This is a genomic window from Paenibacillus sp. OK076, assembly GCF_900110055.1.
GTDB lineage: Bacteria > Bacillota > Bacilli > Paenibacillales > Paenibacillaceae > Paenibacillus.
The window spans coordinates 1,106,965-1,119,290 of the sequence record NZ_FOCH01000001.1 but is presented as its reverse complement, the minus strand read 5'-3'; the positions used below and the strand labels follow the sequence as shown (position 1 = coordinate 1,119,290).

General features: G+C 46.6%; 13 protein-coding genes. 3 read left to right on the top strand and 10 right to left on the bottom strand.

Annotated elements, in window-relative coordinates:
* Window positions 1-67: 67 nt before the first annotated feature.
* Both BMY78_RS05165 and BMY78_RS05160 read left to right on the top strand, forming a co-directional pair.
* The gene (locus BMY78_RS05165) at window positions 68-544 is read left to right on the top strand and encodes a hypothetical protein (RefSeq protein WP_090895316.1); all 477 of its coding nucleotides are present in this window, start codon (window positions 68-70) and stop codon (window positions 542-544) included.
* A 120-nt stretch (window positions 545-664) separates the two neighbouring features.
* The gene (locus BMY78_RS05160) at window positions 665-1,513 is read left to right on the top strand and encodes a DegV family protein (protein WP_090895314.1); all 849 of its coding nucleotides are present in this window, start codon (window positions 665-667) and stop codon (window positions 1,511-1,513) included.
* A 139-nt stretch (window positions 1,514-1,652) separates the two neighbouring features.
* Here BMY78_RS05160 and pdaA read toward each other — a convergent pair whose 3' ends face one another.
* A complete protein-coding gene (gene pdaA / locus BMY78_RS05155) occupies window positions 1,653-2,432 on the bottom strand; it encodes a delta-lactam-biosynthetic de-N-acetylase (protein WP_090895311.1) in 780 nt (259 codons plus the stop codon).
* 156 nt (window positions 2,433-2,588) lie between these two features.
* Window positions 2,589-2,987 carry a hypothetical protein gene (locus tag BMY78_RS05150; RefSeq protein ID WP_090895309.1) on the bottom strand — a complete coding sequence of 133 codons (399 nt, stop codon included), beginning with the start codon at window positions 2,985-2,987 and terminating at the stop codon, window positions 2,589-2,591.
* 148 nt (window positions 2,988-3,135) lie between these two features.
* On the opposite strand from BMY78_RS05150, the gene cysC reads away from it, so the two are divergent.
* Window positions 3,136-3,774, top strand: a complete 639-nt coding sequence (gene cysC / locus BMY78_RS05145; RefSeq protein WP_090895306.1) for an adenylyl-sulfate kinase — start codon at window positions 3,136-3,138, stop codon at window positions 3,772-3,774.
* A gap of 109 nt (window positions 3,775-3,883) precedes the next feature.
* On the opposite strand, the gene BMY78_RS05140 is transcribed toward cysC, so the two are convergent.
* From BMY78_RS05140 to BMY78_RS05110, 8 genes are all read right to left on the bottom strand, one after another.
* On the bottom strand, window positions 3,884-5,785 hold the full coding sequence (locus BMY78_RS05140) for an ABC transporter ATP-binding protein (RefSeq protein ID WP_090895304.1): 1,902 nt from the start codon (window positions 5,783-5,785) through the stop codon (window positions 3,884-3,886).
* A gap of 3 nt (window positions 5,786-5,788) precedes the next feature.
* On the bottom strand, window positions 5,789-6,985 hold the full coding sequence (locus tag BMY78_RS05135) for a nucleotidyltransferase domain-containing protein (RefSeq protein WP_090895301.1): 1,197 nt from the start codon (window positions 6,983-6,985) through the stop codon (window positions 5,789-5,791).
* Complete coding sequence (locus BMY78_RS05130) at window positions 6,969-7,451, bottom strand: lasso peptide biosynthesis B2 protein (protein WP_090895298.1); 483 nt, start codon at window positions 7,449-7,451, stop codon at window positions 6,969-6,971. Before BMY78_RS05130 ends, BMY78_RS05135 begins: the two co-directional genes overlap by 17 nt.
* Before the next feature lie 4 nt (window positions 7,452-7,455).
* Window positions 7,456-7,755 (bottom strand): lasso peptide biosynthesis PqqD family chaperone, encoded by a 300-nt coding sequence (locus tag BMY78_RS05125; protein ID WP_090895296.1) that lies wholly within the window; start codon window positions 7,753-7,755, stop codon window positions 7,456-7,458.
* Entirely contained in the window at window positions 7,752-8,699 is a 948-nt protein-coding gene (locus tag BMY78_RS05120) for a hypothetical protein (protein ID WP_090895294.1), read from the bottom strand. Before BMY78_RS05120 ends, BMY78_RS05125 begins: the two co-directional genes overlap by 4 nt.
* 144 nt (window positions 8,700-8,843) lie before the next feature.
* Window positions 8,844-8,978 carry a paeninodin family lasso peptide gene (locus tag BMY78_RS32485; RefSeq protein ID WP_143067051.1) on the bottom strand — a complete coding sequence of 45 codons (135 nt, stop codon included), beginning with the start codon at window positions 8,976-8,978 and terminating at the stop codon, window positions 8,844-8,846.
* 82 nt (window positions 8,979-9,060) lie between these two features.
* Complete coding sequence (locus BMY78_RS05115) at window positions 9,061-10,992, bottom strand: asparagine synthase-related protein (RefSeq protein WP_090895292.1); 1,932 nt, start codon at window positions 10,990-10,992, stop codon at window positions 9,061-9,063.
* Window positions 10,989-12,257 (bottom strand): sulfotransferase family protein, encoded by a 1,269-nt coding sequence (locus BMY78_RS05110; RefSeq protein ID WP_090895289.1) that lies wholly within the window; start codon window positions 12,255-12,257, stop codon window positions 10,989-10,991. Before BMY78_RS05110 ends, BMY78_RS05115 begins: the two co-directional genes overlap by 4 nt.
* Window positions 12,258-12,326: the final 69 nt, after the last annotated feature.

The window sequence follows — 12,326 nt, the reverse complement described above, 5'->3', positions numbered from 1 at the left end:
GGAATCATAATACCCGGATTAGGTTAATTACACTCATGACCACGATTAAGGGAGGGATAAACCATTTATGGATAATCAAAATAACCAGAATCGTCACCATCCTTACGAATCCAGTTCCGCTGCGGATTATTCAGATCCCAATCATGATAATTTGTTTACACCTTACCCCTCCGACCTGAAAGATCCATCCATGGATCGATTGAAACATTCCGGGCCTGGTATTGCAAGTTTTGTGATTGGATTGGTCTCAATCATTGGTTACATGCTGACTTTATTTATTGCTACGATGGCTATCAACAGTGCAGTTGGCGTCGTAACCACACCGATTCAAGTGGAAGAGATTGCATTACATCCAGCAGTTGTTCTGGCTTCTCTGGCTGTTCTTGTTTGTTTGGTTCTTAATCTCGCCGGACTCATTCTCGGTGTGATTGGGCTAATTCTCAAGAATCGAAAAAAAGTCTTTGCTATCATCGGAACCATTCTCAGCGGAGTCATGATTCTGGCGTTTGCAGTACTTATTATTGCTGGTATCTATATGATGTAAAAGCTTATATCCGCTTGACATTCATTCCACAAAAATGATAGTGAAGTAACACTAATCCACCTCAACTGGATTCATATGATCCATTCTATTGCCAAATTTTCGTATCCAAAGGAGATTGACATGTCGCGAATTAAAATTTTCACGGACAGCACAAGTGATCTGGCCCCAGCATGGATCCAGCAGCACGATATCGGTATCATCCCTTTATATGTCGTGTTCGGTGAGGAATCACTGAAGGACGGTGCTGAAATGAAGCCGGAACAGCTCTATGAACGTGTAAGCAGAGATGGGCGTCTGCCCAAAACGGCTGCACCTTCACCTGCTGATTTCATGACGGCATTTCAACCTTACATAGAACAAGGGTATGATATCTTATATATCAGCTTGTCCTCTGAACTTTCGTCAACTTACCAAAATGCAAGATTGGCCAGTTCCGAATTTCCGGAAGGCCGCATCTCTGTCGTGGATTCTCTGAATCTTTCTTCCGGGATTGGCCTAATGGTCATGAAGGCAGTTCATGCAGCAGAAAAAGGGCAGAGCCTGACGGAGATTACACAACTCGTCGAAGCCATCAAACCGAATGTGCGGACTGAATTTGTTATCGATACGTTGGAGTATTTATACAAAGGTGGACGCTGCTCTGGCATGCAAAACCTGATTGGCAGTCTGCTCAAAATTCGTCCCGTCATTCGTGTAGCCGATGGCAAGATGTCTCCTGCGTACAAAGTCCGTGGCAAACGGGAAAAGGCGCTGGAACAAATGCTGCAAAACACACTTAGCCATAAGGAACAGATTGACCGCGATCTCGTTATCGTTGTGCATACCATGGCCGAGGAAGACGCGCTTGATTTACAGAAGTCTCTGCAGGAGCAAACCGGAGCACGAGTGGAATTGACTACGGCTGGCTGCGTTATATGTAGTCATTGTGGTCCCAAAACGATCGGCATTATTTATAACACAGTTCTATAAAAGTCCTTTCATCACACAACATGTTTCCTTAATAATTAGTATTACGTCCGTTAAAACCATCAAAAATCAAGCCAGAAAGGGCATCCCAAGCTATTTATCCTAGCTCAGGATGCCCTTTTTCGATGGTAACCATGTAACCTTAATAACTTTTTGTTTTCAGGTCATTCAAACTTTTGAACGCATAGCCTTGCTTACGTGCCTCATCAATAATGGAGGCGAGCGCCTCCGTGTTATCCTTCGACACAGAGTGAAGCAGAATGACTGCTCCCGGATGAAGCTGTTTCAGAACTTGCTGACGTGCATAATCTGTCCCACGTTGCACTTTGGTATCCCAATCTTTATAGGCAACGGACCAAAACACATTAACGTAACCTTGGGCGTGGCTCTCTGCAAGCGTCCGATTGTTAAAAATGCCACGTGGTGGCCGCAAGAAGGTCGCTTGCTGTCCAGTCAACCGATTGACCTCAGATCGTACCTGATCAAGTTCTGTTCTTATTTTTTCATTGGAAACTCGGGTCATATCGGGATGGCTCCAGGAGTGGTTACCCACAATATGGCCTTCTGCCGCCATTCGCTTCACGAGCTCAGGCTGGTCTTTCAGATAATGGCCGGTGACAAAAAAAGCAGCTGGCACTTTCTTATCACGCAGAACATCCAATATAGCTGGCGTGAACCCATTTTCATAGCCGTTATCAAACGTTAGAAACAGCTCTTTCTGTTTCGTATCCCCCAGGAAAATGGCATCGTTATGCTGCAATATCTCCTTAAATCCTTCCTGATCAATGGAAGGCAACTGTCCGTTTTGGCTTTTTTTGAAGCCAAAATGATAAGCTCCATTTATTGGCGATGCTTCAGTATGTGCCGGTAATATACCGAACGTCAATACAGCCAGCAGCATGTAAAGAACCATTCGCTTCATTGCTATCCGCTCCTGTTCCTGAAAAATTCGGTTTGTCGTTTCCTAGCACGAACACCTTCAGGTAATATGCCACAGGAACAGCTAATGTATGTAAATTTCGATTACAGATCACTTCACATACATACACCAATGGGACCCCACTTCTCATTACTTGATTCAAAACCGTTTATTATCTCGCTCGGGATGATGAAACAATTCAAGTAAAGTCTGAGGTTTCCCACTGGAAGCCAGCCACTCTCTAACCATTTCTATAGCACGTGTCTGACCGTCACCACTATCCCGCCAGGTAAGCAGCTCAATAACTTTAATAATCAGGGCAGACATATTATGGTTATCATGTTCAGAGCGATCTGCCCGCAATTTATGATATAGAGCCTCCTGCTCCCAATCCAGCAAAATCTCGTCACCAATGGTAGGCTTCATCAAGGTGTATGCTCTACCACATCCTGAACAGCGAACCGCACTGACCTGCTCTTGAGCAAAGATTACCTGGATATCCTGATCGCAATCCGCGCACTGGAAATAAACCTTTATGTTGTGTATGTTATTGTTCATGTTGGTGTTCCTCCTGCTATGTATGTACTACATCTATACCCGAATTGTCGTTGCTTCACGCTAAATTCCGCCAAATTCAGAAGGTGCTACAATCTTGTAAATATGTTAAAATATTATACATATCATAAGTAGGAAGAGGCGGATATTCATGTCGAAGGAAGAGCGTAACATTACCTGGCAGCAATCCAGCTTAAACAGGCAGGACAGGGAGAAACATAACGGTCATCGCAGTCGTGCCTTATGGTTTACCGGCTTATCCGGTGCAGGAAAATCATCGCTTGCATTTGCCCTGGAGCAGTACCTGTACGAAAAAGGGGTTCATTGTTACGTACTTGATGGGGATAACGTACGTCATGGACTGAATCGGGATCTTGGATTCACGGCCGAGGATCGGCAAGAAAATCTGCGCCGGATTGGTGAAGTATCCAAGCTGATGGTAGATGCCGGGTTATTTGTTCTTTCCGCCTTTATCTCGCCAGATGCACAAGATCGGAATAAGGTTAAACAGCTCTTTGAAGCTGATGATTTCATTGAAATTTATGTTCGTTGTTCAATTGAAGAATGTGAACGACGTGATCCAAAGGGACTTTACAAAAAGGCGCGCAGCGGTGCCATTCCACATTTCACAGGGATTTCGGCCCCTTATGATATTCCAGAAGATCCTACACTGATTATTGATACCGAAGAGCTGTCCATCGAAGAGGCCGTGCAAGAAATTGTGCAGCATCTGGAACGTGTTGGTGCTTTTCAGCTGCCGAAGCCTGTTAGCAATGCCATCGTTCACTAATTGAAAATGGCAATCATATTGAATTACTTCCCTATTACATATACATCAAAGGCGCTGCCTCAAATGGCGCGCCTTTTTGCTTTGTTCATTTCCGGATTTACCGAGAAACTCATTGCCCCACCACACCCGCCTGCATATTCAACAGTTTGCTGAACGTGCCCACCGGATCAGTAGACAATTGCTGATAACCCCCTTGTTGGATAACCCGGCCCTCATCCAATACAATCACTCGATCCGCTGTTCGAATGGTGGATAAACGGTGGGCGATAACAATAACGGTAACATGCCCTTTCAGGCGCTCAAGGGCCTCATGAATATGCTGTTCGTTCTCACTATCCAACGCACTCGTCGCCTCATCCAATATTAATACAGAAGGGTTCCGAAGCATGGCGCGGGCAAGCACCAAACGCTGACGTTCACCGCCAGATAAACGAATGCCCCGATCTCCAATAATGGTATCCAGTCCTTGCGGAAGTTTGCGGACGAACGTTGCAGACGAAGAAAACTGTAATGCCCGCCACATCTGCTCCTCGCTGGCATTTGGGTCAACCAGGCGCAAATTTTCACGAATGCTCGTATGGAACAGAAAAGGGTCCTGAGAGACATAACCAATTGAACTCCTCCAGGCTAACAATCGATTCTCGGTTAACGGCACCCCATCCACCAAAATCTGACCGCTCTCCGGACGAATGAGGCCCATAATTAGATCAATCATCGTGCTCTTCCCAGCTCCCGACTTGCCTACAATAGCCGTCATGCCTTTCGCAGGGATGGATGCATACGCTTCGAATAATGAGTAGGAATCACTGCCTTCGTAGCGATAATTGACTTGCTGACACTCGATGGACTCCTTAAGCACCAAGGGTTCAATAGGCGGCACATCGCCATATTCCTGCTCATTCGGCTTGACCTGGGCCTTCATTCTAACTGATCGTGGACCGGGAACCGTTAGCTCCTGATCGTATGGTTCACCAGCATTAACCGTTTGCTCGCTAATCTCACGGCTTTTCTCAGTCTCTGTCTGTAACTCTCTCACAATCTGAAACGCGGGCAGCATCGAACTCATATACTCCAGATTGGATTGAATGGATGTGAATCGTGGCCACAACCGTGAAAAGATCAGAATGATGAGCAATAAACTTGCCGGAGGGACAGCGAGCACATGTAGAGATAAATAGATAAAAGCAGCAATAATGACCGCCGCCGATATTCGATGAATCAATTGTGTGCCGCTGTTCAACTGGCTGAATTGAATCACGTTACGTTCAATCCGCCCACACATACGTTCAAACCAGTGAATATGTGATTTTTCGAGCATATTGCTCTTAATATCCTTGATTCCGTTAAAGTGTTCTGTAATACCGTTATAATAGCTCTGGGAATATTCCGACGTCTGATCACCAATCTGTTTTGCCCGTTTCACGAATTTTCTCAAAACAATAAACAATACCAATCCGCACACCAGAACTAGGGTAGTTAACTTGGCAGACAACCAGAAGGCCAGGCCGATTTGAATGCCGGTAAAGATCAAGGAAGCCGCCATTTGCAGCATAATATTCGTTCCTTGACTGACACGGGCAAGTTCGGTCGTTAATATATGATTAAAATCGGATTTTCGTTTTTGGAGAAAAAAAGACCACTGCGCCATAATGATGGCACGATAGGTTTCCATGCGCAGCGTTCGAACAAATTGCTGCTGAATGCGAGTGTTGCGAATCGTCTGAAGACGTTGTAGCCACGCCTGTCCAGAGACAATAAGGACAAAGGTCAGCAGCACCAGCAGCAGCCGGCCATTTTCCGGAAAACGATTTAAAAATTCAGATATCCAGGGTAAATGCAGACCTGTTGAACCCATTTCAAAAATACCAATAAGACTTAACATCGGAACGAGCATATATATGCCAATTCCTTCCATCAGACTGATGCAGATCATGCCCAGCAGGTTCCAATACAATACTGGGCCCGTTACACGATGCAGCTTGCGCATAAAAAATTGCAGTTCCGAAATCATACGTTATCCCCTCTCCGTCATCGTGTTCCTTTTGATTCGCCGCCAGAACCAGAGAAACGGACGTAACGGAAAATACAAAAAATGCAGTGAACGCGGAAGCGGTAGTTGGTCGACATCCCAGGTGCTCGGATACAAACGTTCGATGAAGAAAAACAGCTTCTGCCTTGTGCTTCGCAGAGCAAACAGATAAGAACGATAACTCTTTACATCTGCCGGACTCTCAATCATCTCATTCATGAACATTACGCCACGTCTGGCTAACTTCTCACCCGCACGTTCGTGGGAAGACAATAAGGCAAGATAATTGGCATCCAGAGGAGTGTCCATTAATACGGAAGCCAAATGAAGAGCTTGTGCACCGATAGATAATCTGCCTTCTGCTTTTAGGCGTCGCTCCACTTTTTTGACGTCCAGTGGCATATAGCGAATCATCTGGTCGATATCCAGTAACCAGCGCAGTCTGAACCATCCATGTCTTGCGCCGTGCGTCACCAAATATGCCCACAGATCTTCCCTTTCCAGCATACGGACAGGCGTCTGGGTGTAAGTGCTGAATCGACTGCGTTTCCACAGTAATTCAAAATCGGTTTCTCTTCCGGAATCCGGGTTAAGCCGCCAATGAATCTCCACTTGGGTTCTTTTCACCGGGTGTTTGTAACATATATGATGTTCCCGCCATTTCCAGCTGGCAACGGTTGGTGTTCTCTTACCTTCCTTCGATTCATAACCAAGTGATTCAAGGATCTCTTCAGCGGACTCCACGTCATTAAAAGGAATGAGAATATCCAGATCTTTCGATGTCCGCAACGAGATATCCCCGTATAGATCATGAGCCAGTGCAGGCCCTTTGAGCGTAATATTGCGAATGCCTCGTTCACGAAAAGCGCCACATACCTGCTCCATCTCGGCTGTCAGATGTAACATGCGGAACGTATTGGCTGTATATTGCTTTTTCAGGTTTTCCACTACAAAAGCGGGAATAAGCGCTAAGTCCAATTCTTTTATTTTCAAATAGAGAACAGAGTACAGTCGATGATGATGGGCGAGCCGCAAAAAGAGCTGCCAGTCCATACCCTTCGTTCGTATTTGGGCGTCCTCAGAGGTTATTGCTGTTAGATCGCCTTTAATCATGCTCAAAATCAGCTTAAGCTCCTGCGGAAAATCGGCTGTATATTGTTCCCACTCATGTATCGTAGACAATCTCCCCAGCTCCCTTCTCAGGACACCGCTTGCCAAACACGCCGACAACCGTATATTGGTCCATTGTATCTGCTCCGGTCACAATTAATTTCCCACTTCTCAGCCATGCATGAGCCATCATTTGGCCTTGTTCATTCCGTGCAGTACCCATATATAGAGTACTCTCGACTTTACGGCGTTCCAGCATTTTCATCGCTGCAATAGCCATCACCAGACAACGGCTTTCCCATAATGTGTATTTGCTGGCTACCAGTATGGCTTTGGAGATATTTCGTATCGTCTTCACTTCACTTCTTTGAAGTCCACTCATCGGCGTTTCGTACATTGGTGTACCCAAACCTGGAGCAATCTTGGCAAAGGGCATCGCCTTCAGGATTCGTGCCCATCCAAGATGGATGTAAGCCTCCCACACCAATCCACGAATTTCACGTGGCAACGAGAAATAAGCTTTTATTTTACGTAACATGGCTCTATTCTCCGCGGGTAACTTCAATTAAACCTTCTTGTGTCAGATGATCAAGAAATTGCACAACCTGATCTTGGCATAATGCTGGTTCAATATCATATTCAGAGGCTAACACCTCTACCAACGCAGCCAAAGTTTGTTCCTCACTCAGCAGATCCCAGATGCGTCCACCAGTGCTGCCCAGGTTATAGTACTTTCCGGTATGAATGCTCATCATGACTTTCTCTCCGCCCATGTCACTGACTAGGTTGCCTTCCTTTCGCATTACACGATCTTCGCCATTCATTGGTTTAGTTGTAGTCATTGTCCTGTATACACTCCTTTACGTACATGATCGATAATCCGGTCTGCCATCTCAAATGCAGTAAAATCAGGTCCTGATCTTGTGATTCTGAAGACTTCGATACTTGCGGACAAACGTGAAACCGTCGCAAATAGCCACTGCGCCAGACCTTGTCTGGAGACAAGCCCACTCCGGAAGGTATGAGAACAAAGCATATGCAAGCGTTCCAATCCGGCAACTTCCATCAGTTGAACGGGTATTTGTACTTCCTCCGGCTTTGGATCAAGCTCAAATACAGCAGCAAGCGGAACAGATCTATCATGAAAATAGTGCTGGACAGGAATCGCATATTTCGTAATCTCCGCATGCACGGTTGCATAATCCTGTTCCTTCATCCCGAATCCGTCCAGGCTGGGCTGCCACAACTTTTGCTGCGGATACCCGGGCGATACAATCGCTCTACCACCTGCATCCCACGTCAGTGCCACAACATCATCCGTCAAGAGCGGATAACCACGCGAAGCAAGTGCTGCGGACAATGTGGATTTGCCTGCACCGGAATGCCCAACAAATGCATACGCCCAGCCATCAATGACCACTGCACTTCCATGTAGAGGCAAAATGCTGCGTTGCATCATAATGACGGCCATACATGTGCCCAGAATAAATAATCGTACCTTTTTATTGTCAGCTCCCGGTTCAGGAGATACTATGATTCTATTTCCCTGTTCCATAAAAAAAAGACCGATATCCTCAATTCGAAAAAAAAGACTTCCATCCCGGGCAACAAAGTTGTCTCTCCCCACGTCCCACTCGTTCCAACGTGTTTTTAAATCAGCTACCTGGATGTATACATCAACAGTAGAGGTATCTAAATCTGCACCGCCTTGTACGATTTGGAGTTCGGGCAATGGAAATTGGCTCAGCCAACGCAAGCCATAAGCTTCATACTGCACAGGCAACAATGAATGACTCCTCCTTTGCAATTCTTCATGTAAATAAAAAAGCCCTTATATTCATCATGCTCAAATATAAGGGCGGAGGCGAAAAGATGGATTTGTTGCCTTTCCGCCCTTTAAGTATAATGGCACAGGTTAAAGCTTAATAACTTAGGAAGTAGACGGATCGTAAAGGTCAGCATCGTGAACAGTTACCCAGTCAATTTGTCTGTAACCTGTTCCCGCCATGGTTTGGTTCACTTCCAACACTTCCAGTGCTGGTGCTTGCCATTCTTTCTTTTGCATTTGCATTGTATTCACCTCCCTTCATGAGTCAACAGAATAGTGAACCTTTACTCCAGTTCATATCAATCATCCACTGGCAAGATCAAAAATTTTGTATGAATCGATATACGATCAGGCTATGCATCATCAAACGCAAGTCCGGGTGGGAAGCAAGCTCAGGCCGGGGATTAGGAAATTTGGACAGTGCCGATTGGATACGCTCTGTGTTCAATATGCCAGCGACCCGGCTGTCAGAACATAACACACGCAATTCGGCAGTAAAATCGCCCCAATTGGGAATCATGCGGTGCAACCAATCCGCGGGCTGAACACCGCGCACTCGCTGGTTTAACCTCACTTTGTCAGGCAGCTCAGGTGATGTAGCCCGCCGAATCAAAGCACGGTCTGTCCCTTGATTAACATATTGTTCAATCGGTACGGACAGACAGAAACGGATCACTCTGGCGTCACTCGTAGGATCACGCTCCCACGCCCGATAACGAAGAGAGCATTTGGTGGCGACAGCACCATTTTTGTTCGCAATGGCCAGGTTGTTGAATTTCTCTGCCCGTACTTTGAGTGCATCTGCCTGAGCACCGCCTTGCAGAACGATAATTGATTTGAGCCGTTCCAATACCCCTGTTCGCCTAGCAAACTCCGGATGGATTAATTGCACCGATGCGGCTTGGGCAGCTCCCTTTGCCATGGATTTGAATAATTCCGGATACGCTTTACGCCCCGTAATTTTGGCAATTCGTGAGAACTTCATCCCGGTGCGTTCACTGTACTGCTGCATTTCCCGGAGCCAACGGAACCAACGTCCGCTTTTCAGCAAACTGGCGTAATAATCTAGTGCTGGGCCCCAGGAGACCGTGAAGTTGCCCCGCGCTCCCGTCAATAGAATACCTGCATCCTGCTGGCTCGCTTTTTCATAGAAGCCACGAATCCAGAAGGAGTTCTCGAAGTATTTATAAGGCATTTCCATAATATCAAGCCAGGTGTCTACCTCACTAAGTGGGCTTCTCCCCTCAAAATCAAGATAATTCTCCGTGATATTACCAACATGATTAACCGTAGACTGGATAAACGGTCGTTCATCTGCTAGCAGTGTTTTCGATGTATAATCCGTAAAATCAGACACCGGAACATAGCTGTACGCATTTAACGTTTTCCCTTGACTCCGCAGTGTTCCTGATGCATATCCAACCACAGCCCCAGAATCCAGCCCTCCGCTTAAAGCAGCAGCCACCTGTCGATGCGTTCGCAAACGTGATCCAACAGCTTGACCAAATACCTCACGGAATGCTTCTATATATTCCCCGTCGGACTTGAGTTTTAGAGGCTCCACTTCGTCCCAACGATGGTATTGTTTTCGTTCCAGCCTTCCATCCCTGAAGCTGAGCGTATGAGCAGGGGGCAGTTGGCTCACTCCGCGATAGACGGTCGAATGGATATCTGCCGAGTCATGCATATCGGGAATGGCAAGAAATTCGGACAACCAGATTTCATCCAGTTCTTTATGTACACCTTCCAACTGCAGCAATGGATTCATTAAGGTACAGAAGGCAAACCGCTTACCATCATGCCGAAAATAAAAGGATCTCATGCCCGTAATATCTCTGGCAGCGAAGAGTCTGCGTTTGCGATCATCCCAGATTGCGAAGGCAAAATCACCGAGCAGCTTCTCGGCCATATGTTCATCCCACCGCTGATAGGCTCGCAGGATCAGTTCACTATCTGACAATCCAGCTAACTCCGCTCTCGATATGGACAGTTGATCTGCCAGCTGTTCCCGATTATCCAAAATGGCATCCGCTGTGATGGTCAGACCGCTCACTTCATCATACAAAGGCAAGTGCTCGCTGACCGATTCCGGGGTAATCCATTGGGCGTGGCAACTCAGAAAGGCTTCATTGCCTTTCCAGACCCCTGTTGTATCCGCTGGAACGTGGCCCAGACTGGCATATAGGCGCCAACTATCCTCCCATAACGCTTGCTGACCATCGGTATGAACAATTCCTGCTATAGCGCTCATGACTTTCCTCCCCGGAGTATCTTGCGCTGTGATGCCCAGGCGCTTATCTGGTTACCAAACGGAATCAAGGATTTGATACGCTGAATCTTGCTGTGAGCAGAGGCAAGCTGTACCTTCAATCGTTCCCGCTCATTGTACCCACGCTCCAGTCGATTATCGGCTGCACGCAGCGCGGCTTCCAACTGCCTGATCGTGGCCAGAGCGGCCAGTGTCGGGTCAGTCGCAGCCTGTTCATTCGCTGCTTGATTATCCCTGTTTCCATCTGGAGTATTGCTCGCTAGGTCTACAGGCTGCATCCGATAACCTTGCTGCCAGCTGCTGCCCGTTGCTTCGGAGAATTGACGCGTGAGCCTAGATATGACTTCCTCATCCGGGTCAGCTTCGTAACGTACACCCGTCCATTGCTCAGCTTCTTCGAGCTGTTCACTGTAGCCCATCCGATGAAACAGATCTGCGCCCATCACCCGGCAATACAATTCAACTTCCTGTGGATCGAGTACTTTTTTCCAGTTGTTAACAGAATCCTTATGAGCTTCCTGATGCGAAGATAGAAATGGATCGCCGACACCCATACTATAGAACATATTCGACTTTGTGCTATCCACAAAGCGTCCATATTGCTCTATCCCCTCTTCATATCCGATGCCAAGAAAAGCGCAGAGCTTTTCCATTTCGTCCCGAGGGTTGGAGACAAGTTGTTCGTACTGAACTTCATAGGCATTCACGTGTTTGTCCGCAAAATAATCATTCAAACGGAGCACACCCAGCGTGAGATCAACTGCTTTCATATTAAGGTTCGGACTCTGCAAGCTGCCAATCAGTTCGAACCCTTCTCCTGTATGGCGGTTTACCTTTTTGTAGGAAGCAGCTATGGCAAGGGGGTTACGCTGGAGATGAATGCGCTTGGACTGTGGAAACAGGCGATCAAGCCATTCCAGCATATAATAGTAACGAGGAGATTTATCTACGATGAAGTCTGCCCCGCTTCCCTCCAGAAATCCGTTATATATTTCAAGAGCAAAGCTTCTGCACGCCTTCTCAAAACCTTCGTCTGATACCATAGCGCTGTAAAACTGACGGATGATTGCACTTCCGCCATAGGGGCGGGAATCAGCCATCTTTAAATCTACAAGATTCATCAGAAACCACATCTCCTGTGTAGCAAATACACGGCTGTGATTTTGCAGCATCACGGTGGATAGCGAACTTCCACTGCGAGGTACACATAGGAGTAAGACAAGTCCGTTACCATGAACATCTACCAATGGCAGCCTCTCCTCTGTAAAATTAAAATAAGCATGACAGTTGGTATAGGTCTTTATATCAATACTCGC

Excerpts from the sequence above, each read along its gene's own strand:
- BMY78_RS05165 (WP_090895316.1), top strand. The coding sequence starts at position 68 with ATGGATAATCAAAATAACCAGAATCGTCACCATCCTTACGAATCCAGT.
- BMY78_RS05160 (WP_090895314.1), top strand. The coding sequence starts at position 665 with ATGTCGCGAATTAAAATTTTCACGGACAGCACAAGTGATCTGGCCCCA.
- pdaA (WP_090895311.1), bottom strand. The coding sequence starts at position 2,432 with ATGAAGCGAATGGTTCTTTACATGCTGCTGGCTGTATTGACGTTCGGT.
- BMY78_RS05150 (WP_090895309.1), bottom strand. The coding sequence starts at position 2,987 with ATGAACAATAACATACACAACATAAAGGTTTATTTCCAGTGCGCGGAT.
- cysC (WP_090895306.1), top strand. The coding sequence starts at position 3,136 with ATGTCGAAGGAAGAGCGTAACATTACCTGGCAGCAATCCAGCTTAAAC.
- BMY78_RS05140 (WP_090895304.1), bottom strand. The coding sequence starts at position 5,785 with ATGATTTCGGAACTGCAATTTTTTATGCGCAAGCTGCATCGTGTAACG.
- BMY78_RS05130 (WP_090895298.1), bottom strand. The coding sequence starts at position 7,451 with ATGTTACGTAAAATAAAAGCTTATTTCTCGTTGCCACGTGAAATTCGT.
- BMY78_RS05125 (WP_090895296.1), bottom strand. The coding sequence starts at position 7,755 with ATGACTACAACTAAACCAATGAATGGCGAAGATCGTGTAATGCGAAAG.
- BMY78_RS32485 (WP_143067051.1), bottom strand. The coding sequence starts at position 8,978 with ATGCAAAAGAAAGAATGGCAAGCACCAGCACTGGAAGTGTTGGAAGTG.
- BMY78_RS05115 (WP_090895292.1), bottom strand. The coding sequence starts at position 10,992 with ATGAGCGCTATAGCAGGAATTGTTCATACCGATGGTCAGCAAGCGTTA.